20 protein-coding genes, 14 tRNA genes and 2 rRNA genes (1 of these 36 running past the window's edge) are annotated in these 25340 nt (G+C 51.5%); 31 read left to right on the plus strand and 5 right to left on the minus strand.

Annotated elements, in window-relative coordinates:
• The 15 genes from AC13H5_RS03775 to AC13H5_RS03845 all read left to right on the plus strand — a co-directional run.
• Nucleotides 1–1367: ribosomal RNA gene (locus AC13H5_RS03775) — 23S ribosomal RNA — on the plus strand (it extends 1547 nt beyond the left edge of the window).
• 99 nt (nt 1368–1466) lie between these two features.
• Nucleotides 1467–1582, plus strand: a 5S ribosomal RNA gene (gene rrf / locus AC13H5_RS03780).
• An 8-nt stretch (nt 1583–1590) separates the two neighbouring features.
• Nucleotides 1591–1665, plus strand: a tRNA-Asn gene (locus AC13H5_RS03785).
• Between the two features lie 13 nt (nt 1666–1678).
• A tRNA-Ser gene (locus tag AC13H5_RS03790) sits at nt 1679–1769 on the plus strand.
• Nucleotides 1770–1788: 19 nt separating this feature from the next.
• Nucleotides 1789–1863: transfer RNA gene (locus AC13H5_RS03795), tRNA-Glu, on the plus strand.
• An 18-nt stretch (nt 1864–1881) separates the two neighbouring features.
• Nucleotides 1882–1955, plus strand: a tRNA-Met gene (locus tag AC13H5_RS03800).
• 8 nt (nt 1956–1963) lie between these two features.
• Nucleotides 1964–2039 (plus strand) — tRNA-Asp (locus AC13H5_RS03805).
• Between the two features lie 26 nt (nt 2040–2065).
• Nucleotides 2066–2141: transfer RNA gene (locus AC13H5_RS03810), tRNA-Phe, on the plus strand.
• Between the two features lie 3 nt (nt 2142–2144).
• Nucleotides 2145–2228 (plus strand) — tRNA-Tyr (locus AC13H5_RS03815).
• Nucleotides 2229–2231: 3 nt separating this feature from the next.
• A tRNA-Trp gene (locus AC13H5_RS03820) sits at nt 2232–2302 on the plus strand.
• A gap of 18 nt (nt 2303–2320) precedes the next feature.
• A tRNA-His gene (locus AC13H5_RS03825) sits at nt 2321–2396 on the plus strand.
• Between the two features lie 6 nt (nt 2397–2402).
• Nucleotides 2403–2477, plus strand: a tRNA-Gln gene (locus AC13H5_RS03830).
• A gap of 4 nt (nt 2478–2481) precedes the next feature.
• Nucleotides 2482–2556, plus strand: a tRNA-Gly gene (locus tag AC13H5_RS03835).
• 8 nt (nt 2557–2564) lie between these two features.
• Nucleotides 2565–2638 (plus strand) — tRNA-Cys (locus AC13H5_RS03840).
• A gap of 9 nt (nt 2639–2647) precedes the next feature.
• Nucleotides 2648–2728: transfer RNA gene (locus AC13H5_RS03845), tRNA-Leu, on the plus strand.
• A 163-nt stretch (nt 2729–2891) separates the two neighbouring features.
• Here AC13H5_RS03845 and AC13H5_RS03850 read toward each other — a convergent pair.
• Nucleotides 2892–3551, minus strand: coding sequence for a DUF6241 domain-containing protein (locus AC13H5_RS03850; protein ID WP_215190367.1), 660 nt, complete (start codon nt 3549–3551; stop codon nt 2892–2894).
• Between the two features lie 294 nt (nt 3552–3845).
• Here AC13H5_RS03850 and desA point away from each other — a divergent pair, with 294 nt between their 5' ends.
• From desA to AC13H5_RS03885, 7 genes are all read left to right on the plus strand, one after another.
• On the plus strand, nt 3846–4865 hold the full coding sequence (gene desA / locus AC13H5_RS03855) for a Delta(5) desaturase DesA (RefSeq protein WP_034776483.1): 1020 nt from the start codon (nt 3846–3848) through the stop codon (nt 4863–4865).
• Between the two features lie 225 nt (nt 4866–5090).
• Nucleotides 5091–5161, plus strand: a tRNA-Gly gene (locus tag AC13H5_RS03860).
• A gap of 78 nt (nt 5162–5239) precedes the next feature.
• Nucleotides 5240–6388 (plus strand): tRNA epoxyqueuosine(34) reductase QueG, encoded by a 1149-nt coding sequence (queG, locus tag AC13H5_RS03865; RefSeq protein WP_138860337.1) that lies wholly within the window; start codon nt 5240–5242, stop codon nt 6386–6388.
• Entirely contained in the window at nt 6378–6812 is a 435-nt protein-coding gene (locus AC13H5_RS03870) for a methylated-DNA--[protein]-cysteine S-methyltransferase (RefSeq protein ID WP_214797212.1), read from the plus strand. Before queG ends, AC13H5_RS03870 begins: the two co-directional genes overlap by 11 nt.
• Nucleotides 6813–6822: 10 nt before the next feature.
• Nucleotides 6823–7296 (plus strand): tRNA (uridine(34)/cytosine(34)/5-carboxymethylaminomethyluridine(34)-2'-O)-methyltransferase TrmL, encoded by a 474-nt coding sequence (trmL, locus tag AC13H5_RS03875; RefSeq protein ID WP_483546333.1) that lies wholly within the window; start codon nt 6823–6825, stop codon nt 7294–7296.
• Between the two features lie 226 nt (nt 7297–7522).
• The gene (locus tag AC13H5_RS03880) at nt 7523–8080 is read left to right on the plus strand and encodes a DUF5366 family protein (protein ID WP_021066738.1); all 558 of its coding nucleotides are present in this window, start codon (nt 7523–7525) and stop codon (nt 8078–8080) included.
• Nucleotides 8077–8970, plus strand: a complete 894-nt coding sequence (locus AC13H5_RS03885) for a hypothetical protein (RefSeq protein ID WP_483546334.1) — start codon at nt 8077–8079, stop codon at nt 8968–8970. The genes AC13H5_RS03880 and AC13H5_RS03885 overlap by 4 nt, the downstream gene beginning before the upstream one ends.
• A gap of 29 nt (nt 8971–8999) precedes the next feature.
• On the opposite strand, the gene AC13H5_RS03890 is transcribed toward AC13H5_RS03885, so the two are convergent.
• A complete protein-coding gene (locus AC13H5_RS03890) occupies nt 9000–10787 on the minus strand; it encodes a transglycosylase domain-containing protein (protein WP_483546335.1) in 1788 nt (595 codons plus the stop codon).
• A gap of 152 nt (nt 10788–10939) precedes the next feature.
• Here AC13H5_RS03890 and AC13H5_RS03895 point away from each other — a divergent pair, with 152 nt between their 5' ends.
• Genes AC13H5_RS03895 through AC13H5_RS03910 form a run of 4 tightly spaced genes read left to right on the plus strand, consistent with a single transcriptional unit; the run spans nt 10940 to nt 17135 of the window.
• Nucleotides 10940–12094: a glucose-1-phosphate adenylyltransferase gene (locus AC13H5_RS03895; RefSeq protein WP_483546336.1), complete on the plus strand. Its 1155-nt coding sequence runs from the start codon at nt 10940–10942 to the stop codon at nt 12092–12094.
• 34 nt (nt 12095–12128) lie between these two features.
• The gene (gene glgD / locus AC13H5_RS03900; protein WP_214752363.1) at nt 12129–13229 is read left to right on the plus strand and encodes a glucose-1-phosphate adenylyltransferase subunit GlgD; all 1101 of its coding nucleotides are present in this window, start codon (nt 12129–12131) and stop codon (nt 13227–13229) included.
• An 11-nt stretch (nt 13230–13240) separates the two neighbouring features.
• The gene (glgA, locus tag AC13H5_RS03905) at nt 13241–14680 is read left to right on the plus strand and encodes a glycogen synthase GlgA (RefSeq protein ID WP_214752365.1); all 1440 of its coding nucleotides are present in this window, start codon (nt 13241–13243) and stop codon (nt 14678–14680) included.
• A gap of 22 nt (nt 14681–14702) precedes the next feature.
• Nucleotides 14703–17135 carry a glycogen/starch/alpha-glucan phosphorylase gene (locus AC13H5_RS03910; RefSeq protein ID WP_034776498.1) on the plus strand — a complete coding sequence of 811 codons (2433 nt, stop codon included), beginning with the start codon at nt 14703–14705 and terminating at the stop codon, nt 17133–17135.
• A gap of 16 nt (nt 17136–17151) precedes the next feature.
• Here AC13H5_RS03910 and AC13H5_RS03915 read toward each other — a convergent pair whose 3' ends face one another.
• The gene (locus AC13H5_RS03915) at nt 17152–17970 is read right to left on the minus strand and encodes a sulfurtransferase (RefSeq protein WP_052090077.1); all 819 of its coding nucleotides are present in this window, start codon (nt 17968–17970) and stop codon (nt 17152–17154) included.
• Between the two features lie 99 nt (nt 17971–18069).
• Between AC13H5_RS03915 and AC13H5_RS03920 the strand changes: the two genes are divergently transcribed.
• The 3 genes from AC13H5_RS03920 (at nt 18070) to AC13H5_RS03930 (ending at nt 21328) form a co-directional block, all read left to right on the plus strand.
• Nucleotides 18070–19797 (plus strand): phospho-sugar mutase, encoded by a 1728-nt coding sequence (locus tag AC13H5_RS03920; protein ID WP_214752367.1) that lies wholly within the window; start codon nt 18070–18072, stop codon nt 19795–19797.
• 125 nt (nt 19798–19922) lie between these two features.
• Nucleotides 19923–20681 carry a transporter substrate-binding domain-containing protein gene (locus AC13H5_RS03925; protein ID WP_034776504.1) on the plus strand — a complete coding sequence of 253 codons (759 nt, stop codon included), beginning with the start codon at nt 19923–19925 and terminating at the stop codon, nt 20679–20681.
• On the plus strand, nt 20678–21328 hold the full coding sequence (locus tag AC13H5_RS03930; RefSeq protein WP_034776506.1) for an amino acid ABC transporter permease: 651 nt from the start codon (nt 20678–20680) through the stop codon (nt 21326–21328). The genes AC13H5_RS03925 and AC13H5_RS03930 overlap by 4 nt, the downstream gene beginning before the upstream one ends.
• 344 nt (nt 21329–21672) lie before the next feature.
• Here AC13H5_RS03930 and AC13H5_RS03935 read toward each other — a convergent pair whose 3' ends face one another.
• On the minus strand, nt 21673–22773 hold the full coding sequence (locus tag AC13H5_RS03935) for an ABC transporter ATP-binding protein (RefSeq protein WP_034776508.1): 1101 nt from the start codon (nt 22771–22773) through the stop codon (nt 21673–21675).
• A 103-nt stretch (nt 22774–22876) separates the two neighbouring features.
• On the minus strand, nt 22877–23734 hold the full coding sequence (locus tag AC13H5_RS03940) for a PucR family transcriptional regulator (protein ID WP_483546337.1): 858 nt from the start codon (nt 23732–23734) through the stop codon (nt 22877–22879).
• A 70-nt stretch (nt 23735–23804) separates the two neighbouring features.
• Here AC13H5_RS03940 and AC13H5_RS03945 point away from each other — a divergent pair, with 70 nt between their 5' ends.
• Entirely contained in the window at nt 23805–24896 is a 1092-nt protein-coding gene (locus AC13H5_RS03945) for a DUF445 domain-containing protein (RefSeq protein WP_483546544.1), read from the plus strand.
• Between the two features lie 35 nt (nt 24897–24931).
• Nucleotides 24932–25303 carry a YlbF/YmcA family competence regulator gene (locus AC13H5_RS03950; protein ID WP_034776512.1) on the plus strand — a complete coding sequence of 124 codons (372 nt, stop codon included), beginning with the start codon at nt 24932–24934 and terminating at the stop codon, nt 25301–25303.
• Nucleotides 25304–25340: the final 37 nt, after the last annotated feature.

Below are 25340 nucleotides of genomic sequence, written 5' to 3' on the forward strand. Positions count from 1 at the left end.
CGACACACAAGGCTGAGCTGTGATGTGGAGCCCGTAGGGCGAAGTACCGGATTTCACGCTGCCAAGAAAAGCCTCTAGTAAGGAGGTCGGCGCCAGTACCGTAAACCGACACAGGTAGGCGAGATGAGAATTCTAAGACGCGCGGGATAACTCTCGTTAAGGAACTCGGCAAAATGGTCCCGTAACTTCGGGAGAAGGGACGCTTATGGCAACATAAGCCGCAGTGAATAGGCCCAAACGACTGTTTAGCAAAAACACAGGTCTCTGCTAAATCGCAAGATGAAGTATAGGGGCTGACGCCTGCCCGGTGCTGGAAGGTTAAGGGGATGTGTCATCGCAAGAGAAGCACTGAACCGAAGCCCCAGTAAACGGCGGCCGTAACTATAACGGTCCTAAGGTAGCGAAATTCCTTGTCGGGTAAGTTCCGACCCGCACGAAAGGCGTAACGATTTGGGCACTGTCTCAACGAGAGACCCGGTGAAATCATAGTACCTGTGAAGATGCAGGTTACCCGCGACAGGACGGAAAGACCCCATGGAGCTTTACTACAGCCTGATATTGAGGCTTTGTACGCGATGTACAGGATAGGTGGGAGTTTGTGAAGCCGGAGCGCCAGCTTCGGTGGAGACACCCTTGGGATACCACCCTTTGCGTATAGAGTCTCTAACTCGCAGCCGTGATCCGGCTGGAGGACCGTGTCAGGTGGGTAGTTTGACTGGGGCGGTCGCCTCCTAAACAGTAACGGAGGCGCCCAAAGGTTCCCTCAGAATGGTTGGAAATCATTCGAAGAGTGCAAAGGCAGAAGGGAGCTTGACTGCGAGACCTACAAGTCGAGCAGGGACGAAAGTCGGGCTTAGTGATCCGGTGGTTCCGCATGGAAGGGCCATCGCTCAACGGATAAAAGCTACCCTGGGGATAACAGGCTGATCTCCCCCAAGAGTCCACATCGACGGGGAGGTTTGGCACCTCGATGTCGGCTCATCGCATCCTGGGGCTGGAGTAGGTCCCAAGGGTTGGGCTGTTCGCCCATTAAAGCGGTACGCGAGCTGGGTTCAGAACGTCGTGAGACAGTTCGGTCCCTATCCGTCGTGGGCGCAGGAAATTTGAGGAGAGCTGTCCTTAGTACGAGAGGACCGGGATGGACGCACCGCTGGTGTACCAGTTGTTCCGCCAGGAGCATCGCTGGGTAGCTACGTGCGGACGGGATAAGTGCTGAAAGCATCTAAGCATGAAGCCCCCTCCGAGATGAGATTTCCCTTTGAGCAATCAAGAAAGACCCCTCAGAGACGATGAGGTAGATAGGTCATGGGTGGAAGCACGGCGACGTGTGGAGCTGAATGATACTAATCGGTCGAGGCTTTGATCTAGTCTAACGGTTTGAGTGAATTGATGAGTCTTCAGTTTTGAGAGAACAATCTCTTAAAAAATATTGACGTTATGACTAAATAATGTTAATATAATACTTGTCTGGTGGCGATAGCGAAGCGGCCACACCCGTTCCCATGCCGAACACGGAAGTTAAGCGCTTCAGCGCCGAAAGTAGTTGGGGGTCTCCCCCTGTGAGGATAGGACGCTGCCAGGCAAGATCGTTCCGCAATAGCTCAGTGGTAGAGCAACCGGCTGTTAACCGGTAGGTCGTAGGTTCAAATCCTACTTGCGGAGCCACTTTTCTCTTTTTGGAGAGCTGTCCGAGTGGCCGAAGGAGCACGATTGGAATTCGTGTAGGCGGCAAAACCGTCTCAAGGGTTCGAATCCCTTGCTCTCCGCCAGTTTTTCAATCCAAGATATGGCCCGTTGGTCAAGCGGTTAAGACACCGCCCTTTCACGGCGGTAACACGGGTTCGAATCCCGTACGGGTCACCATTTAAAGTTTTATATCGTCGCGGGGTGGAGCAGTCTGGTAGCTCGTCGGGCTCATAACCCGAAGGTCGTTGGTTCAAATCCAGCCCCCGCAATTATCAGTGGTCCTGTGGTGTAGTGGTTAACATGCCTGCCTGTCACGCAGGAGATCGCGGGTTCGAATCCCGTCAGGACCGCCATTTTTTGATTAAATTACTACATACATGGCTTTGTAGCTCAGTTGGTAGAGCAAAGGACTGAAAATCCTTGTGTCGGCGGTTCGATTCCGTCCAAAGCCACCATGTGGGGGGGTAGCGAAGTGGCTAAACGCGGCGGACTGTAAATCCGCTCCCTCGGGTTCGGCGGTTCGAATCCGCCCCCCCCCACCACTTAGGGGCATAGTTTAGCGGTAGAACTACGGTCTCCAAAACCGTCAGCGCGGGTTCGATTCCTGCTGCCCCTGCTTCTTAATATCATTATGGCGATTGTGGCGAAGTGGTTAACGCACCGGATTGTGATTCCGGCATTCGAGGGTTCAATTCCCTTCAGTCGCCCCATTTTATTGGGCTGTAGCCAAGTGGTAAGGCATCGGATTTTGATTCCGACATGCGTAGGTTCGATCCCTTCCAGCCCAGCCATTATGCGGAAGTAGTTCAGTGGTAGAATACGACCTTGCCAAGGTCGGGGTCGCGGGTTCGAATCCCGTCTTCCGCTCCATTCAATTTGGCGCCATAGCCAAGTGGTAAGGCAGAGGACTGCAACTCCTCTATCGTCGGTTCGATTCCGACTGGCGCCTCCAACATAATATGCCGGTGTGGCGGAATTGGTAGACGCGCACGACTCAAAATCGTGTTCCTCTGGAGTGTCGGTTCGACTCCGACCACCGGTATCCGTAGATCCTAGCTGAGGCTAGGGTCTTTTTTGTGTATCTAAAACCAAGAAGAATGGAGAAAGGGAAGCGACGCATAAAGAATAGGGCAGAAGTGTTAAGAAGCTGAACTATGAAAGGTACACTCGTGTCAGAGCTTTTTGCATCAATCAAAAAAGAATCATCATTGAGATGATTCTTTATATGACGTGTACGTCGTTTCTTCCAACGTGTTCAAGTATTCAGGTCCGAAGTTGTTCAAAATAAAGAGTTCTTCTTCATTCTTGGTAGCTAATCCATTCGAGAACCCTCTACTCGCTTGGAGGAAGTGCAACAAACGATCTTGTTCCTTGTCTGCTTGAGAGAAGTCACCTTGCGACCAGTGATCGAGCATCGTTTTCAATTCCGAGTACATACTGTCACCAATTTTGAATTTAGTTTTTAGGAGCTCCAAATAGTCAGCGGACTGTTGTATATTGTCTGGGGTCATCGGAATCGCTCCCCATTTGGAACGGGCCGATATTTTTTGATGTGTCATCAAGTGCATGTTTTTAATCAATCCAGTTCGGCTCGGTTTCTCTTCATTGAAGGAGACCTCCAATTCAACACGCGTCTTTGCGGTGGAGTTGCCTCTCCGATCTAATGGGTCTTCTTTAGAAACTTCGATTTGTAACTCTTTGACTCGCTTTGCATATTTGTCATCAAGGTCTTTATTTTCGACGCCTTGACTCAAATTTTTATAGAACGTATAGCTGACAAAGAAGACTGGGATAAGCAAGATAAAGACGCTCGCCATGATGATTAATCGCTTAGGTGTGATCAAATTTTTTAATTTCTGAAACAATAACATTTCCTCCTATCTCTACATAATTGGAGTCTAACACACTTTATGTATTAATAATTCCATATAAGGAATTTTAATGGAAATTATTGAGACAGAAATAATAATTGATTCAATTACTGGTACGGAATGAACGATTTATTCTATATGATGTGATATAATTACCTGGTAATAATATCTTTATGACAAATTGATTCTTATGGCGATGGATGCCGTCGTCACTATCATAGTGTAGTTGGTTTCATATTTCATTTTTGTTGTCGTCAACGCTGTATGCAATTGAGGAGGAAGTTGTACATGAGTAAAGAAAAAATCGCCCAGCTCCGGAAACACGTCTCGCCGTTTGAAAAGGCCGATGTGAAGAAGAGCGTCCGGCAGATGATCAACACGATCTTGCCGTTTCTTGCCGCCTGGATTCTTGCCTATCAGGCGCTCCAAATTTCGGTCTTCTTGACCATTCCGCTCGCCATCGTGGCAGCAGGCTTCGTCGTCCGGATGTTCATCATTTTCCACGACTGCACGCATGGTTCGTTTTTCAAAAATAAGAAAGCGAACGCCATCGTCGGGACGATCATGGGTATCTTGACGTTATTCCCGTATGAGAAGTGGAAACGAGAGCATTCGATTCATCATGCCTCGAGTGGGAATTTAGATAAGCGGGGAGTCGGTGACATTTGGGTCATGACAATCGAAGAGTACGTCGAAGCTTCGAAGTGGACTCGTCTCCAATATCGTCTCTATCGTAACCCGCTCGTCATGTTCGGCCTTGGACCTTTGTTCCTGATCCTTATCACGAGCCGCTTCAACCGGAAAGACGCACGTAAGAAAGAGCGCAACAACACGTATCTCATCAACCTGTCTCTCGTCGTGCTCTACGCACTCGTCATCGCGCTCGTCGGATGGAAAGCATTCTTGATCGTTCAAGGAACGACGATGTTCACGGCAGGCGTCCTCGGGATTTGGTTGTTCTATGTCCAACATACGTTCGAAGACTCGTATTTTGAGGACGAGAGCGAATGGGATTATGTGAAAGCAGCAATTGAAGGGAGCTCGTATTATGAGTTGCCTAAAGTGTTGCAGTGGGTGACGGGAAACATTGGTTTCCATCACGTGCATCATTTGAGCCCACGCGTACCGAACTATAACCTTGAACAAGCCCATACGGCGACACCGCCGCTCCAGAAAGCGACGACAATCGGTCTGTTCTCTAGTTTGAAATCGCTGCGCTATAAGCTATATGATGCTAAAAACAAGACGTTCGTCACGTTCCGAGATATTAAACATTTGCTTCGGGAACCAAAAACATCGTCATTGTAATAGAACTTCCTGCCGACAGAGTCGGCAGGATATTTTTATACCGCGACGTTTATCTTATAGTGAGATATGGTTTGAAGAAGAGAGATAAGGGAATTATATGTATTCATACACCATAAGTATAGATTTCATAAGCTATCAAATAAATTTCTTCAAAAGTATTGACTTCCTAAAGGTATAGATGTATATTGATTGTAGTCGCTTTTACAGACGACTCATTTGAACCATGCGGGTGTAGTTTAATGGTAAAACCTCAGCCTTCCAAGCTGATGACGAGAGTTCGATTCTCTTCACCCGCTTCATCATCTCTCTGCCGACTGGCGGGGAGATTTTTTGTATGCGAAAATAGACACGAAAGAGGTGATTCGATGAACGGGATGGACCCGGAGACACTCAAACAGAAGATTGTAGCATATGCGACGACGATCGGGATTGACGAGTTGAAAGTGACGACCGCCGACCCGTTCATCGTCATGAAGCAACGTCTCGTGAAGCAGCAAGAGAAGGGATTCGCCTCGGGGTTCGAGGAGCCTGACTTGGACAAACGGACGACGCCGACGCTGTTGCTCGACGAAGCGCAGTCGATCATCGCCATCGCCATCGCGTATCCGAGCAAATTGAAAGATGCGCCGCGAAGTGTTGCCGATGAACGGCGGGGCTTGTTCGCCCGGGCATCGTGGGGGCTCGACTACCATCGCGCCGTCGGCTCAAGGCTCGAGCAGCTGCAAGCGTATATTGAACAGCTCGTCCCGGGCGTCCGGACACGCTCGATGGTCGACACGGGAGAACTCGTTGACCGTGCCGTCGCCGAACGGGCCGGAATCGGCTTCAGCGGCAAGAACTGTTCCATCATTTCGCCCGAGAAGGGGTCGTACCTTTATTTAGGGGAGATGATCCTGGACACATACTTACCACCGGACGAGATGATTGAGGACGGCTGTGGCGAGTGTACGAAATGTATGACGGCTTGTCCGACGACGGCACTCATCGAACCAGGTGTTCTCGATGCCAAACGTTGTATCGCCTATTTGACGCAAATGAAGACACTTATGCCACGCGAGTTTCGTTCGAAGCTCGGTGGGCGGCTTTACGGTTGCGACACGTGCCAACAAGTCTGTCCGTATAATCGGAAAAAAGATTGGCGCCATCATGAGGAACTGCTTCCTGAAGCTGAAATCGTCAAACCGTTGCTCGTCCCGTTACTGAACTTGAGCAATCGGGAGTTCAAAGCGAAGTTTGGCCATCTGTCTGGCGCATGGCGCGGCAAAAAGCCGATTCAGCGAAATGCGATTTTAGCGTTGGCCCATTATCGGGAACCATCGGCCGTGCCGGTGCTCGAAGACTTTATTCGACAAGATGAGCGCGAAGACATGCGGGCGACGGCCGTCTGGGCGATTGGTGCGATTCTCGGAGCCGAAGCCGAGACGATTTATCGACAAATCGAGTCGACGGAGACGTCTGAGCTCGTACATGAAGAGATTCGATTGTTCCGAGAGGAGTGGGACCGTGAAGACCGTGTCATCTAAATGGGGTACATTGGCGTATGAATTGAACGCGCAAGGGAAGCTATGCGCGTTAGACTTTGCGGAGACGGAAGCAGATGACGGATCGGCGCCGAGTTGGCTGACCGACCTGATTGAACGCGTGGAGCAAAATGGGCTTCAACCGTCTGACTGCGAGTGGATCGAGATGAAGGGGACCGTCTTCCAACAAGAAGTATGGGATGCGTTATTGACGATCCCATTCGGGGAAACGCGTTCGTATAAACAAATCGCTGAACAGATCGGCCGCCCGAAAGCGGTTCGGGCGGTCGGCCAGGCGTTGAACCGCAATCCGTTGCCCGTCATTTTCCCATGCCATCGCGTCGTCGGCAGCGGAGGGCAACTGACCGGGTTCGGAGGCGGCCTTCATCAAAAACAACGATTACTTGATCTCGAACAAGTGAAGTGAGGAGTAGATTATGGCAATCCATGTAGTAATGTTCCAACCAGAAATCCCGGCAAATACGGGTAACGTCTCGCGCACATGTGCGGCGACGAATTCCGTGCTCCATTTGATTCGTCCGTTAGGTTTCTCGACGGACGACAAAATGCTCAAACGGGCCGGGCTCGACTATTGGCAATTCGTCGACGTTCGTTATCACGACTCGCTCGATAAACTGTGGGCCAAACACCCGGACGGAGAGTTCTTCTACATTACCAAGTATGGGGAACAGTACCCAAGTGACCTCGATGTGTCTGCGGTTGATAAAGATTATTTCTTTGTCTTCGGACGCGAGACGAAAGGGTTGCCGATGGAAGTGATCGAGGACAACCTCGATCGCTGCATCCGTTTACCCCAATCGAACCTCGTTCGGTCGCTCAACGTCTCAAACACGGCGGCCATCATCGTTTATGAGGCGCTCCGTCAACAAGGATATGCTGGATTGAAATAAAAAAAGAGCCGGATTCGTGAGAATCTCGGCTCTTATTGATTACCTTCAGGTTTTCTGTTGTATCCAGCTGTGAAGATAGCTGCGAGGAAGACGACGCTGATTCCGACCATTAGTAACAAACCCATCTAAAAATCCCCCTTTTGTTCTCCGTGACTACGAATATTATAATATACTTGATAATAGATTTGCACTGAATATGAGAAATTCTTGTGAAATTGGAGCCGATATGAAAACAAACGTGTACTTGTTAAGCTATGCCCCGTTGATTGGGATCATTCTATTCTCGATGTCGCTCGCCATTGCCACGAGTGAGTATGTGATTCAATGGCTGACGCGTGTCGGCGTGTACAGCGAAATCATCGCCTTGTTGTCCGTCCAAGAGTCGAAAGTGCTCGTGCTCGTCGTGTTCTTTACCATTTACTTTATGCTGTTCAGCGCCTTCAAGCTCGTGGCCGACACGTTCAACCAACTCGGGTTCGCATTCTTTGCGCGTGAGACGAACGGTAGCTCGTTGCATCGGTTGAAGCCAGGCGCGACGATTTTTCTCGTCGGCTCAGGGATTAGCTTCTTGTTTTTAAATTCGCTGCTTGCGGTCATTGCGGTGCTGCTCGGCACGTTCGTTCTCTATTTGTTCTATTACATATGGCAAGTCAGCCAGTTGATGTCGACGTTTCGTGCCATCGGTCTACTGTTAATTCAAGCGATGATGTGGGCGATTCTTTTGAGCGGCCTCGCTTGGGCCATGCTCCGCTTGTTTAACTCGGTCGGGGATATCATTCTATGACGGTGAACACGACGATTTCCCTCATCCCGGCCGAAGAAGTCGTCCAGGAGTGGATGTCCTCGATGGTGCCACCGATGGACTTGTTTATGGCGGACGAGCATCTCGTGACGCAATTAGGCGCACGGGCGTCAGTGTTGATCATCCCGAAAGCAGAATTTGACACACACCCGTCTTACCGGGACGTCCGAGTCGCCAACGCCTATACGTATTGGACGATTGACCGGGAAGTGCCGTACGTCTTGCATGCGCCGCCTGGTTGGATCGAGACATTGCCGCCAGAGGTGAGACGAGATGTGCTCACGTATCAAGTTCAAGCCGGTCGCGGTCTCGTCTTTCCCGTCAGTGACGACATGTTGACCGATCACTTGTCTTCAGTCGTGATGTGGGATAACACACCTCATCTCGTGTTGCATCAAGCCGTCTGGCAAGCGATGACGGATGACACCCGTCGCCGACTCACGTTGACTTATGCAAGTGCGTGGGACGTTTGGACGGTGCATCCCGTCCCGCCGGTCTGTCCGGATCACATGAGACGCCTTGCCAACACCTTCCCGGTCACATCGGGTAGCAACTGTCTGGCGGCGACGCTGTTCGCTGTGACGGGAGAGGATTGGATCGCTTCGCAATGGGTCCATCCCGGCACGTTCCTCCAGACGCTCGGTCAGGCCGGTTACATGAGAATCGAGTCGGAACTGACCGAACGAGGGGACGTGCTCACGTTCGTCGATGATGCGGGTCGAATCCAACACGCGACATATTCGCTCGGAAACGGACTCTTCTTCAACAAGAACGGGCAGACGATGTTCAATCCGTGGAAGCTGATTCATGAGGATGAACTGTTTGAGTCATGGGGAAGTTACGGATGCCATACTTATCGAAAACAGCAATAAGGTCAGGGACAACTGTCCCTGACCTTATTTTAGCGATGGGCTTCTGTCCAAATGATGGCAGGATAGGCCCGATTGGCGAGTTCCGGGAACGGCCGCGGGGTATCGGCACCGAGCCAGATAGCCGTGATTGTCTCATCGGTCAAGCCGACGTACCACATGTCCTTATGCGAGTTCGTCGTACCGGTCTTGCCGCCGACATAAGGACGTTTGATTTGACCGGCATACCGTCCGGTCCCGTACGTCGTGACGGAAGACAACGCCTCGCGCATCGTCGCGACGGTCGATTTCGACCAGACGGCTTGTTGCGTCACACTTGGCGTGAGCGTTGGGGCTCCCGACTCGAAACGAATCTGTTTGATGGTTTGACCTGACACATAAACCCCTTGATTTAAGAACGGCGTATAGGCGGCGGCGAGTTCTTTCGGTGACACACCTTGGGTCAATCCGCCGAGCGCACTGGCCAGGCTGTTATCCGTTTTAGCGTCCCATTGGCTGAACATTAGGTCGGCCGTGGCGAACGCCGTTTCCTGGTCAATCGCGGTGAAGGCAGCGAGCGCCGGCGTGTTGTAAGAATACGCGACCGTATCACGGAACGATACATCGCCGAGGACGCGATTGCCGCTGTTCGTCGGACAATATGTTCCGTAACAGACCGGCCGGCCGTCAAGGATCGTATCGAGTTTCGCACCGGTCTCTTCGATGAAAGGCGCGAAGACGAGGACCGGCTTGATGGCCGAACCGGGTTGACGGAACGCTTGCGTGGCCCGGTTGAATTCACCGCTCTGAGTCATTTCTGAATCAACGAGGGCGACGATCCGGCCTTTCGGCGTCAATTCAGCATAGCCACCGTTTAAACCGTTCGGCAGTTTCGTCATCACTTGTTTTGCTTGTTGCTGTCGGGCGACAGACAGATACGTGTCGATCGTCGCTTGATTCGTCGCCAAGTAGTCTCTGGCCGCGTCTTCATCGAGGTCATAGCGTGAGCGGACGAGTCGAATCGCTTCTTTCATGACCGTATCCATATAATCGGGATAGCGGACGACGTGCTGGCGATAGGTCGCCTTCAGCTTCACACCGTGGTGCGTCTCGTAAGCTTGCTTCGATAGCACGCCGGCATCCCGCAGTTGAGTGAGGATGCGGTCCTTACGCTCATAAAATCCGGATGAAGGTTGGAGCGGATCATAGAGGGATGGATTGTTTGGTACGGTCAACAGGAAAGCGATTTGATTCCAATTTAAATCTTCGAGCGGACGAGCGAAGTACGTATCGGCAGCTGCTTGGATACCATAAACGTTATGTCCAAAGAAGATGACGTTACTGTAGGCGGTCATAATTTCTTTCTTACTATATTGTTTTTCCAGTGCTCGAGCGAGTAAAAGTTCTTTCACTTTACGTTCATATGTCCGCTCGTGCGTCAAATACACGTTACGAGCCAACTGCTGCGTGATCGTACTTCCGCCCTGTAATGACGATTCATTGGCGTTGTGAATGAACGCCCGGGCAATCCCGCCGAGGTCGTACCCGGGGTGGGCGTTGAACTTACGATCTTCGATGACCATGATCGCCTCCCGGATATGGGCCGGCAAGCGGGCGACGGAGACGTCATCACGTCGGCCGCTCAAATAGAGCTGTTCTGTCCCGCCTTTATACGTCAATGTGACGGCATGCTTCGAAGCGAGCGGGGCCGCATCGACCGTCTTTTCGCCCCACGTCAAAATCTGCTTCGTCTGTTCAATCTCCTCTTTCAACGCCCCGCTGATTGTCAGACCGGCGGCTAGCAAACCGGCAAAAAATAGTGTCCCAATCCACGCTCGCATCGTCTCACCTCTCTCTTTATTCATTATATCGTCAATCTTTCGATAAAATTCAAAATGTAAACGTTATCATATAATAATTTGAGCAGGAATACATTAGGAAATAGAGAAAGAGGGTAATAGATGTTTATATTATGAATTTAGGAGGCTGTACTATGAAGCAAGAAATGGTTGCGATGCTCCTCGCAGGAGGAGAAGGGAAACGACTCGGGCCTCTCACACGGAAGACAGCGAAGCCTGCTGTCAACTTTGGAGGGAAGTACCGGATCATCGATTTTCCATTATCGAACTGTACCAATTCGGGAATCACGACGGTGGGCGTGTTAACACAATATGAACCGCTTGAGTTGAACCGTTACCTAGGCATCGGGTCGGCCTGGGACTTGGACCGCCGCAATGGAGGCTTGGCCATCTTACCGCCATACCAAGCGCAGTCGGGGAAAAACTGGTACGAAGGTACGGCCAATGCGATTTATCGGAACTTGAGCTATATCGACGATTACGATCCGGAGTACGTGTTGATCCTATCGGGGGACCACATTTACAAGATGGATTACGAGAAGATGCTCGACTTCCATAAAGAGAAGCAAGCGGACGTCACGATTTCAGTTATGGAAGTCCCTTGGGATGAAGCACCACGTTTCGGGATTTTGAATACGGGCGACGACCTTCGCATTAAAGAGTTCGAAGAGAAGCCGGAGAAACCGAAGAGCAACTTGGCTTCGATGGGGATTTATATCTTCAACTGGAAAGTGCTACGGGAGCACTTGATTCAAGATGCAGAAGACGAGACATCAAGCTTCGACTTCGGCAAAAACATCATTCCGAACACGCTCCTCGACGGTTTAGACGTGTTTGCGTATAAGTTCAAAGGTTACTGGAAAGACGTCGGGACGATTCAATCGCTTTGGGAAGCCAACATGGACTTACTCGAAGAAGATCCACCGTTCGATCTATATGATCCGGACTTTAAAATCTACTCGGTCAACCCGAACCAGACGCCACAGTTCATCGGCAAAGATGCCTGCGTCGAACAGTCGGTCATCAATGAAGGTTGCCGGATTGAAGGCGAAGTCCAACATTCAGTCTTGTTCTATGATGTGCGTGTCGGTGAAGGCTCGCTCGTCAAAGACTCGGTCATTATGCCGGGAGCACGAATCGGAAAAGATGTAACGATTCATAGAGCCATCGTCGCGAGCTGTGCCGTCATTGAGGACGGTGCGACGGTCGGTGAGCCGGGTGGTGAGATCGTTGTCATTGAACCACATGAAAATATCGAGAGCGGCACAGTCTTCAAACAACGTGCTTAATTTAAAAAAAGACCGACGCAAGGAGGCGTTACTGTTGACGAATGATTTGTTAGGGGTCATCAACTTAGGGACCGAAGAGGGCTTGTTTCCAGAATTTACGGGGCATCGCAATTTAGCGGCTGTCCCGTTCTCTGGGCGTTATCGCCTGATTGATTTTACATTGACGAATATGATTACCCAAGGCATCAACCAAGTGGGTATTTTCACGCTCGATAAGTATCGCTCGCTCATGGATCACTTGGGTTCAGGGAAAGAATGGGATTTGGACCGTTCGCAAGGCGGGCTACACATCTTCCCGCCGGCGCTCAAGCCTGACGGGGAAGCGTACCTCGGCGACTTGGCCAACTTCTCGATGCACCGCGAACACTTCGTACGCAGCAAACAGCCGTACGTCGTGATCACCGGATCGAACGTGTTGACGACGATCGACTTCCAAGACATGCTCGAGCATCATAAATCAATGGGTGCGGACATTACACTCGCTTATACCGGACACGAACAAAAATGCGGCTATTGCCGCCCGATTCGTCTCGGCGAAAACGACCGTGTCGTCGGCATCGGTGAGCGCGGATACACCCCGGACGATGAGTATACGTATACCGAGACGATCATCATGTCGAAAAACTTGTTCCTTCGTCTCGTCGACGAAGCGACGTCAAGAGGCGAGTACGATTTGCTCGACGGTGTCATCCGTCCGCAGCTTCATCGTCTGCACGTACACGGCTATCACTATACTGGAAAAATGCAGGTGATTCATTCTGTCCTTTCATACTATAATGAAAGTATGCGCTTACTTCGTCAGGAAGGGATTATCTATGACTTCCCGCATATCTATACGAAGATTAAACATGAGCCGCCGACCCGTTATTTGAAAGGGTCGAAAGTGAATGAAGCGCTCGTTGCAAACGGCTGTAAAATCAGCGGAGAAGTTCAAAACAGTATTCTCTTCCGCGGTGTCGTCGTCAGTGAGCACGCCCGTGTCAAAAACTCAATCATTTTATCCAAGTCGATCATCGAAGAAGGCGCTGTCGTCGAGAACGCCATTTTAGATAAAGAAGTGGTCGTCAAACGAGGACAAGTCATTCGAGGTACGGTCGACGAACCGATCGTCATCGGAAAACGGACAACGGTTTAAAGGGGGATATTATGAAAATATGGTATGTCGCTTCAGAAGCGGCACCGTTCATGAAAACGGGGGGGCTTGCCGATGTCATCGGCTCGCTCCCTCAAGCGGTGTCTGGCCTCGGTGAAGATGTGAGTGTCGTTATGCCGAAGTATGGCTCGATTGCTCAGGAATATGTGGACGAGATGGAGTATCTATTCGACTTGATCGTACCGGTCGGATGGCGCAAGCAGTTTGGTGCCGTCCTGAAACTTGTGCGCGATGGGGTCACGTTCTACTTTATCGATAACGAGTACTATTTCAAACGGGAAGGCGTGCTCTACGGCCATTACGATGATGCCGAGCGGTTCGCATTCTTCTCTCGGGCCGTCCTTGAGATGATCGGGAAACTCGAAGCAGAGGAGATCCCGGACGTGCTCCATTGTCACGACTGGCAAACGGGCGTCGTCCCGGCCTTTTTACGGATTCATTATCAACACCTCGAGGCGTATCAACGCATCCGTACGGTGTTCACCATCCATAACCTGCAATATCAAGGCATCTTCCCGGAAGCGGTCCTCGGCGAGCTGTTACAGTTCGGTCCGGAACACTTCACAGCAGAAGGGATTCAACATAACGGTCTCGTCAACTACATGAAGGCCGGAATCGTTCATTCCGATCAAATCACGACGGTCAGTCCGTCGTATCGCGACGAGATTATGGAACCGTACTACGGGGAAGGACTCGACGCGGCGCTTCGGTACCGGTCAGTTGACGTCCGGGGCATTTTGAACGGCCTTGATTTGGCGACGAACGACCCGAGCACGGACAAGCGCATCGCGCAAACGTATGACCTCGATACGGTGAAGGAAGGGAAGCTCGTCAACAAGCGCGTCCTGCAAGAGCGGTTTGGTCTCGAAGTACGTGACGACATCATGTTGATTGGCTTTGTCAGTCGACTCGTCGAGCAAAAAGGGCTCGATTTGATCGAAGCCGTGAGTGAAGAGCTCGGAAACTTGGACTGTCAGTTCGTCTTCCTCGGATCGGGTCAACCCGAATACGAGGGCATCGTTCACGAGATGACGGCGACGCATCCAGGCAAGGTCGGGTCGTATATCGGCTTCGACATTGAACTCGCACACTTGATTTACGCGGGATCGGATGCATTCCTCATGCCGTCGCGCTTTGAGCCGTGCGGTCTGAGCCAACTTATCTCGATGCGCTATGGGACGCTCCCGATCGTCCGCGAGACGGGTGGGTTACGCGACACGGTCAAGCCGTATAATGAGTACACACAAGAGGGGACGGGATTTGGTTTCTTGAATTACAACGCCCACGAGATGCTCGCGACGATTGAGAAATCGATTCGTGTCTTCTACGACGACAACAATTGGAACGCCCTCGTCCATCAAGCGATGACTGCGGACTTCAGCTGGAAACAATCCGCGAAGCAATACCGTGAGTTGTATCACCTATTCGCATGACCGGAAGGAGTTTTACACACATATGTTTACAGATAAACAGAGCTTCGTCACTTCATTTCAAGAGAGATTCGTCGCATTAAACGGGAAGTCGTTTGATGAAGGGACCGAGCAGGAAGTGTATCAAACGTTGGCAACGATGGTGCGCGAACAGGCGATCCCGAAATGGATCAACACCCGCGACAAGCACGAAGAAAAACAGAGTAAACAAGTCATTTATTTCTCACTTGAATTTTTACTCGGCCGTTTTCTGTATAACAACCTGCTCAGCATGGACGTCTTAGAAGTCGTGCAAGAGGGGTTAGACGAACTTGGTTTCAACTTCACCGACATCACGGAATATGAACCGGAACCGGGTCTCGGGAATGGGGGGCTCGGTCGTTTAGCGGCATGTTTCCTCGATTCACTCGCCGCGCTCAGCCTGCCTGGGCACGGGAACGGGATTCGTTACCGTTACGGCTTGTTCAAACAAAAGATCGTCGACGGCTATCAAGTCGAGTTGCCGGACAACTGGCTCCGTGATGGCAACATGTGGGAGACACGCCGGGCTGACCGGGCTGTCGACGTCAATTTCGGCGGTTGGATCGAGATGCGACAAATCGGGGACCGGCTTCGCGTCGTCCACCATCCGGATGAAGTCGTCCGAGCCGTGCCTTACGACATGCCGATCATCGGCTACAAAAACGATGTCGTCAATACGCTCCGTCTTTGGAACGCCGAGTCACCGTTTGATGACGAGGAGTACATGGAACGGACGAAAGGTTCGTACAAAGACTTGCTCAAATACAAGCAGTCGATTGCGACCATCTCTGAGTTCCTCTACCCGGACGACACGACATATGAAGGAAAAGTGTTGCGCTTGAAGCAACAGTACTTCTTCGTTTCGGCGGGCGTTCAGTCAATGATCGCGTCTTACTTACGTCATAATAAATCGTTGAAGCACTTAGGCGACCATTACGCCGTTCACATCAATGACACGCATCCGGTCGTGGCCATCCCCGAACTCATGCGGATTTTAATGGACGACCACGGTTACGGATGGGATGAGGCGTGGCGTGTGACGAAGAGCGTCATGTCATTCACGAACCATACGCTTCTCGCCGAGGCGCTCGAGAAGTGGCCGGTCGAGATGTATGAACGGTTATTGCCGCGCATCTATCAAATTATCACGGAAATCAATCGTCGCTTCTGTAAAGATGTGCTCGTCAACTATCCACATCTCGAGCCGCACATGGGCGAGATTGCGATCGTGTCGAACCAACACATCAATATGGCGAACCTTGCCGTCGTCGGCTCGCACTCGACGAACGGGGTCGCCCGCATCCATACCGATATCTTGAAACAACGTGAGATGCGTCATTTGTATGAGATGTTCCCGCTGCGCTTCAACAACAAGACGAACGGGATCACGCATCGCCGCTGGCTCCTCAAGTCAAATCCGCGACTCTCGAACTTGATCACCGATGCGATCGGTTCGTCATGGATCGAACACCCGAACGATCTTGAGAAGTTGATGGGCGTGTCAAAAGATGCGAGCTTCCAAGAACAGGTCATGAACGTGAAGCAACAGAACAAACTTGACCTCGCCGGCTACATTCAAGCAGAGACGGGCATCGCCGTCGACCCGGAGTCGATTTTTGATGTTCAAGTCAAGCGGCTCCACGCTTATAAACGTCAATTGATGGACGCGATGCATATCCACGCGCTCTATCAGAAGATTCAAGCGGACCCGACGTTCACGATGGTGCCACGGACATTCATCTTCGGTGCGAAGGCGGCGCCGGGCTACTATTACGCGAAAGAAGTCATTCGCTATATCAACGCGCTCGCGGCCATGATCAACAACGATAAGCGGGCGAGCCGCTTCATCAAGATCGTCTTCCTCGAGAACTACCGCGTCTCGATGGCGGAGCGAATCTTCCCAGGTTCGGATTTGAGTGAACAGATTTCGACGGCGAGCTACGAGGCGTCAGGTACCGGCAACATGAAGTTCATGATGAACGGTGCGCTCACAATCGGGACGCTCGACGGGGCCAATATCGAGATTCGCGATGCGGTCGGGGACGATCATATCTTCATCTTCGGATTGACACCACAAGAAGTCATGAACTACAAGAAGTTCGGTGGCTATCACGCGGCCGACATCTATCATGCGAACACGGAAGTGCGTAACGTCGTCGATGCCCTCGTCAACGGAACGTTCGACAAAGTCGGAGAATACCAATTCCAAGCCATCTTCGACTCGCTTCTCGTCTATAATGACGATTTCCTCGTGTTGAAAGATTTCGCGTCTTACATGCAGGCGCAACGACGCGTCGACGAGGTGTTCTCGGACAAGGCACGCTGGGCCGAGAGTTCAATCGTCAACACGGCCAAATCGGGAATCTTCTCGAGTGACCGGACGATCACGGAATACGCGAACGCCGTCTGGAACATCAAACCGACGAGCGTGAAATAAAAAAGCGATCCACCCGTTACGGGTGGACCGTGTTTTCTGGATAACTGATCCAATCAGAGTAAGACCCTGGGTACAGCCGGACGTCATCTTTACCGAGGGCGTGTAACGCCAAAATGTTCACGCAGGCGGTGACTCCGCTCCCGCAATAGAAGATGGGGTTGGGGACGTCGAGGACGTTGGCGTACAGCTCTCTCAAATCATGAAAATCTTGAAGCGTGCCGAGGTCGGTGACGGCTTCGGTATACGGACAAAGGACGGCGTTCGGGATATGCCCGGGCTTGCGGTCGATTGGTTCATGGCTGCCGTCGTACCGGTCGGCCGTCCGTGAATCATAGAGCCCGCCCGTGACCGTGGCGGCACGGACGTCTTCGATCGTCGCAATCATCTCGTCTTGGAACGCTGGGACGTAATCTGAGGCGGGGTAGGACGGAACGTCCGTCGTCGTCTCGCCGCAGTAAGTGATTCCGGACTGAATCCCGCCCTCGAGCACGATGACACGCTCATGGCCGGCCCATTTGAATAACCACCAAGCACGGGCGGCATAAGGGAATCCGTCATCGTAAATGATGATCAAATCATCTTTTTGAATCCCGATCCGGCGAAGCGTCTCGGTCCATGCTTCTTTTGACGGCAGTGGATGGCGCCCACCGTGTTCGGACACGGGACCAGATAAATCTTCCATCAAATCGAGGAAGACGGCGTTCGGGAGATGCCCCTGTCGATACACATATTTTCCGTATGAGGCGTCGTTTAATGAATAACGACAATCAATAAAGCGAATCGAGTCCGTATGGACGATGTGTTTCAATTCTTGGGCACGCATAGTTGGAAACATAGTATCACCTCGAAGTTTCGTTACTCCCATCGTATACAAGATGGAACAAATTGGCGAGTACTTCGATTGAATTTTTGAATGTCGAAAGGGGAACTGACCATGACATGGCAACAGACATATGACCGATGGAAACAACACGAGGCGCTCGAACCGCACTTGCGCGCCGAGCTTGAGGAAATGGAGCAAGACGAGACGTCGCTCGAAGACGCCTTTTATAAGACGCTCGAATTCGGGACGGGCGGTATGCGCGGGGAAATCGGACCAGGTGCGAACCGGATGAACATGTATACGATTCGTAAGGCATCGCAAGGATTCGCGGACTTTATCGCTGCCTCAGGCGAAGAAGCGAAACGTCACGGCGTTGTCATCGCCCACGACTCACGTCACTTCTCGCCGGAGTTCGCGCTCGAAGCGGCGCGTACGCTCGCTTCGAATGGGATTAAGACATACTTGTTCCCAAGCCTGCGGGCCACACCAGAGTTGTCGTTCGCCGTCAGACATTTAAACGCATTTGGAGGCATCGTCATCACGGCGAGCCACAACCCGCCAGAATATAACGGCTTCAAAGTGTACGGCGCCGACGGCGGACAGTTACCGCCGGCTGAGGCCGATGAGCTCGTCTCATACGTCAACGCGATCGAAGACGAATTAAAGATCGAAGTCCAAGATGAAGCCCCACTCCGCGCCGATGGCACGCTCGTCACCGTCGATGCGTCGGTCGATGCCGCTTATATGGAGGCTCTTCAATCGATTCGCATTCATACGGATGTGCAAGGAGACCCGCTTAAAATCGTCTACTCGCCACTCCACGGTACAGGACGCCGTCCGGTCATGGAAGGGTTGAAGGCGTATGGATTTGAACATGTCACCATCGTCGAGGAGCAGGCCGAGCCAGACGGGTCGTTCCCGACGGTCAGTTATCCGAACCCGGAAGAACGGGCCGCCTTTGAGCTCGCGATGCAATACGGCGATCGTGTCGGGGCCGACTTGCTCATGGCGACGGATCCGGACGCCGACCGTGTCGGTTTCACGGTCCGTGACCGCAACGGCGAATGGTTCGTCTTGACGGGGAACCAGACCGGGGCGCTCCTCATGGATTACATTCTGTCTCAAAAAGTGGAGACGGGCACGCTTCCGACGAACGGTTTCGTCGCGAAGACGATTGTCACGTCTGAACTTGGGGCGGCCATCGCTAAGGCGTATGGGGTTCACCTCGAGAATACGCTCACCGGCTTCAAGTTCATCGGTGAGAAGATCAAACAATATGAAGAATCTGGTGAATATACGTTCTTGTTCGGCTACGAAGAGAGCTACGGGTATTTGATTGGCGACTTCTGTCGTGACAAGGATGCCGTCCAGGCGTGCTTGCTCGGCGCTGAGATGGCGGCCTTCCATAAACAACAAGGACGCACGTTATACGATGCGCTCCAAGCTGTCTATGAGAAGTATGGCTTCTATGAAGAGTCGCTCCAATCGATGACACTGAAAGGGAAAGCCGGTCTCGAACAGATCGGTCGGATGATGGAGGCGTTCCGTGCCAATCCGCCGCAGGAAGTCGGAGGATACGAAGTCGTCCGCTTTGAAGACTATAAGCAACAAGTCGCGACGAACTTGCGTCAAGGAGAGACGGAAGCAATCGAGTTGCCGTCGTCGAACGTACTCAAGTTCATCTTCGAGGATGGCTCATGGTTCTGCCTGCGTCCGTCTGGAACGGAGCCAAAAATCAAGTTCTACTTCAGCGTCCACGCCGATAGCGCTGAGAAGACGACGGTCAAACGAGAGGCGATTGAACGAGATGTCATGAAACAAGCGAAAGCAATCGATTAAGCGAGGACCACTGCCCTGACGAGGGCAGTGGTTTTTGTTTGACATTGAATGCCCCCGTCAGTATGATGAGGTTATTGTTCAAAACCATGTAATCATATAAGGATTATCAGGAAGGCGGAATTCACATGAAAAAATCGTTAACAGCAGTACTCGCTATCGGCGCATCGTTCGGGGTGCTCGCAGCATGCGGCACAGAGACAGACAGCGGTTCAGAAGAAGCCGTCATCACAGTCGGAACAGAAGCGACATACCCGCCATTCACGTATAAAGATAAAGGTGAAATCACAGGGTATGACATCGATGTGTTGAATGAAGCGGCCGAGCGTGCCGGTTACACGGTCGAATACGAGCCGATGGACTTCAAAGGACTCGTTCCAGCACTCGACGCGGAACGCATCGACATGATCGCCAACCAGATGAGCATCACGCCAGAACGTGAAGAGAAATATGCGTTCTCAGACCCATACGCCGTCTCAGGCGCACAAGTCATCGTCGCATCAGACAATGAGGACATCCAAGGCATCGACGACCTCGACGGCAAAGTCGTTGGCTCGACACAAGGATCGGTCTACGCCAAGCTCGCTGAAGAAGCTGGAGCTGAAGTCAAGTTCTACAAAGGCGCGAACCAAGTGTTGCAAGATCTTCAAGTCGGACGTCTTGACGCAGCGCTCAACGACCGTCTCTTCATCTTGACGGAGCTTGAGAAGACAGGTTACGACGTGAAAGCGGTCGGTGACGTCTTCAACAAGAGCGAAGCGGGCTACATGACACGCCAAGACTCGGACGTGCTCGATAAGTTGAACGACGCGCTCGCTGAGATGCAAGAAGACGGTACGATGGCTGAAATCGGTGAGCAGTACTTCGGTGAGGATATCAGTCAATGAGTGAGCTGATCACGACCGTCATCGAGAACCGTTCGGCCTATGTAGAAGCCGTACAATTGACGATGATCGCCAGTATCCTGTCGATTCTCCTCGCCTTGGTGCTCGGTCTGATCATCGCATTACTTCATAGCAGTCCAATCAAAATCGTCCGTTTGTTCACGCGCACGTATATCTCGTTCTTCCGCGGGACACCGCTCTTGTTGCAACTTCTCATCCTGTACGTCGGTTTGACCGGATTCGTTCAGTTGAGCGGGATGCAGGCGCTCATCTTCGGTCTAGGCCTTCACTTCGCGGCCTACATCTCGGAAGCGTTCCGCGCGGCAATCAATTCGGTCGACCAAGGACAAGTCGAGGCGAGTGTCGCCCTCGGCATCCCGCGTGCGAAGCGCTTCAAGGATATCATCTTCCCCCAGGCGCTATCGCGTGCGATCCCACCGGTGTCCAACTCGGTCATCGATATTATCAAATCGACGTCACTCGGTTCGGTCATCGCCGTCCAAGAGTTGACGTACGTGTCGGACCAAATCGCCGCGACGACGTATCTCGTCATGCCGCTCCTCTTGTTCTCGGCATCGATCTATTGGATCTTGTCGACGCTCATCCAGGCGGGGCAGCATCGTCTCGAACGTCGGTATGCGATTCGCTGACACAAAGAAATCCCTTCGATTCTAAAATCGAAGGGATTTCAGCTTCCTAACCAGCATTAATTAAATCGCTCGTCCTTCCGGCGCCCACGCTTTCCGCAGGCAATCCCGGAGCCGCATCGCGACGCGCGTCGCTGCTGGGTCTCCGTTGGATTGCTTTCCTGCAGGAGTTGGGGCGCCATCGGACGAGCAACACAAACGGTCACCATCTGGTTGCCGTTTGTGTTTTTTCGAGTCTTTGAGCTCTTCGCGCACAAAAAAAGACGAATCAAATCGCAATATACGATTTGATTCGTCAATAGCCTGAAAAATCCCTTCGATTGCAACCAATCGAAGGGATTTTTGTATTAACGGATGACTTGTTCTGTTTCCGTGTCGAAGAAGTGAGCTTTCGTCATATCGAGTGCGAGTGTGACGTCATCACCCATGTGGATGTTCGAACGTCCATCGATGCGAGCCGTGAACTGGTGGCCACCAAGTTCGGCGTACAAGTATGACTCAGCGCCCATGAGCTCGGCGACGTCGATATGTGTGCGGAACGTGTGCGTCGTTGGTGAGTCGATGTAGATCGGCTCATCGTGAATCGATTCTGGACGGATTCCGAGAACGAGCTCTTTACCGACGTAACCGCGGTCACGAAGACCTTTCATTTTGCCTTCAGGGACGTTGATTTCTTCACCACCGACGAGGAACTTCCCATCAGCCAATTTACCGCGGAAGAAGTTCATTGAAGGTGATCCGATGAAGCCGGCTACGAAGATGTTGTCCGGGTTTTCATATACTTCTTTCGGCGAACCGACTTGTTGGATGATTCCGTCTTTCATGATAACGATGCGAGTCGCGAGTGTCATCGCTTCCGTTTGGTCATGGGTAACGTAAATCGTCGTCGTGTCGAGACGGTTGTGCAATTGGATGATTTCTTTACGCATTTGAACGCGAAGCTTGGCATCCAAGTTTGAGAGCGGCTCATCCATCAAGAACACTTTGGCATCACGAACGATGGCACGGCCGATGGCGACACGTTGACGCTGACCACCTGAGAGTGCTTTCGGCTTACGTTGAAGGTATTCTTCAAGTCCGAGGATACGGGCCGCATCTTGGACGCGACGATCGATTTCATCTTTCGGGAACTTGCGAAGTTTCAAACCGAACGCCATGTTGTCATACACACTCATGTGCGGGTAAAGGGCATAGTTTTGGAAGACCATCGCGATGTCGCGGTCTTTCGGTGCGACGTCGTTCATGCGCTTGCCATCGATGATGAAGTCCCCGCTCGAGATTTCTTCGAGTCCGGCGATCATACGGAGTGTCGTCGATTTACCGCAACCTGAAGGTCCGACGAAGACGATGAACTCGCGGTCCTTGATGTGCAAGTTAAAATCGCTGACTGCCTTTGAGTCGCCACCTTCGTATATTTTATCAATGTGGTTCAATTGAATTTCTGCCATGTCGTTAGCCTCCTGGGAATCTGTTCTTGTATAATAGCGCTTACAAGATTGATTATACGGTGAAACCGCTTGCATTGGATATGTACACGTTGCACAAAAACGCTTACTCAGATTTGTGCAACGTGACAATGAGTTGAAGCAAACTCGCATCATAGAATTGGCGGGCATCGTATCCCGTCAGTTCATACAGCCGATCGAGCCGATAATTGAGCGTATTTCGATGCATGAACAATGCTTTAGCCGTATGGGATACATTTAAAGAGTAGGCGAATAATGCCTCTAACAGCTCGATGTTCGTCTTGTCGAGCGTCGTATATACGGCCTCAGTCAATTGGAGACGTTCGGCAAAAGTCTCATGGTCTTCTAGCAAGTAATGGTATAATAGTTGACTAGCAGGGTAAGCTTTAGTAGAGAGTCTCGCGAACGGGCGCAGCGTTTGATGTTGTTGGTACAGTGTCCCTAACACACCGAGCGGTCGCTCGCTATAGATGACATGGGCCTCAACGTAGCAATCGCTCGCCACGGCCCGTAACACGTCCTCGAACTCGGACAAATCGATGAGTTGATTCATCTCGATGATTTCCACGTGATGTCGCGTCATGACGACGATTTCCGCTTCAGGCATGAAATCGTGCAATATCTCTAAAAATTGCTCGAGCGATTCCGGCTCTTGATAATGGAGCGACAGCGACAACAACCGAAATGGTTGGGCGATTCGATACGAATCTGTGAGCAAGCGGTCTTGCCATTTCTCTTGACGCGGATCACGCGTCGTCACAAACGGTGTCGCCGACCATTCAAGGAGCTGTCGTTCACGCTCGCTCAATTCCATTTTGGGTAGTCCAAACACGGTCCCATCGTGTGCTTGGTACCAGATGTAGTCTCCGGATGCATCTTCCGACCGATGGACAACGGTCGGGAAAATCGATTTAATACGATCATACGTAGTCAATACAATCACCTCTTCAAACAATGTATCATATTTCAGAACGGAGGCAGGCAGTTTGGACAGTCTACTAAAAATATTCATCATGATCGCCATCGGGGCGACAATCGGGGGAGTCACGAACTTTCTCGCTATCAAAATGTTGTTTCGGCCCCATCATCCTAAATACATCGGGAAGATGAGAGTTCCGTTCACCCCGGGGTTGATCCCGAAACGTCGCGACGAATTGGCAACGAGCCTCGGGAAGACGGTCGTCAAGCACTTGTTGACGCCTGAAGGGATGCGTAAGCGCCTGCTCGATGAACAAGTCGGTAGTCATATTACCCACTTCGTGCAAGGTGAGGTTCGGACGATGCTTCGTTCAGACAAGACGATTCGTTCGCTCATCGAACCGCTCTATCCCGATGCGGAGACACGTGTGTTGGCAGAAGCGGATACGAAGCTCCGTCAAGAGCTCCGACTTGTCCTTGCGGATGTGAAGTCGCGTCAACTATATGAGCTTCTCGGTGAAGACGGGATGGACCGTGTCCGCGGCATCATCCCCGAAATCGTGGACGCCCTGCTCGTCAAGTCAGAAGAATACTTTTATTCGGCTGAAGGCGAGGCGCAACTTCGGCACATGGTCGACTCGTTCGTCCAACGTCGGCTCGGTTTCATCGCCGGGTTCGTTCAAAACTTGAATTTCGTCGAAATGATTCGTCCGGAGATTATCAATATCTTGCGAGGTGGCTCGACTCGGTCTGGCATGGCGACGATGATCACGCGCGAATTCGAGCGGTTCAGTGAACGCTCGGTCGATACACTGCTCGACGACCGATTAGAGGAACGGTTGATTGACGGTGTGACGACGGAAGTCGTCTCGCGTCTCCCGGTTGGGGAACTGCTCGATCGGACCGTCCACTCCTATACGCGGGACGTCGAAGACCGTGTCATCGAAGAACTCGTGCCGAACGGCGTGAGGCTCGTCATCACGCGTTTCACGGATCAAATGGAGACGGTCATGGATCGCCTGAAAATCGATCAAATCGTTCAAGAGCAAGTGAGCTCGCTCGATACCTCGTACCTCGAAGAGATCGTCCTTTCGATCTCAAAACGAGAGTTCCGGGCAATAACATGGCTTGGCGCCTTATTAGGTGGTATGATTGGATTGATTCAAGGGTTGATTGCCATCGTTTGATCGGCACGCCCTAATAGTTTTTAGGAGGACGTCACATGTCACAATCAAACTTGTACGATCATGCTTACCAATTGGAAAAAGCACTTCGCGATTCTGAGGAGTTCACAAATCTCTCTTCACTATACGACCGTGTCAATGCGGATGCAGAAGCGAACCAGTTATTCGCTGACTTCCGTGATATCCAAATGACGCTTCAACAGAAGCAAATGCAAGGCGAAGAAATCTCTGAACAAGAGATGATGGATGCGCAGACAAAAATGATGGGCGTTCAACAAAACGAATTGATCATGGAGCTCATGCAAGAAGAGCAACGCATGCATCAACTGGTCACAGAAGTGACGAAAATTATCATGAAGCCACTTGAAGAGCTCTACGCTCCGATGGTGAATGATAACGAAGTTCAATAACAGTGAAGCGGATGGCAATCGAGCCATCCGCTTTTTT

The sequence above is a fragment of the Exiguobacterium sp. FD-YE-25-4 genome, assembly GCF_057004685.1.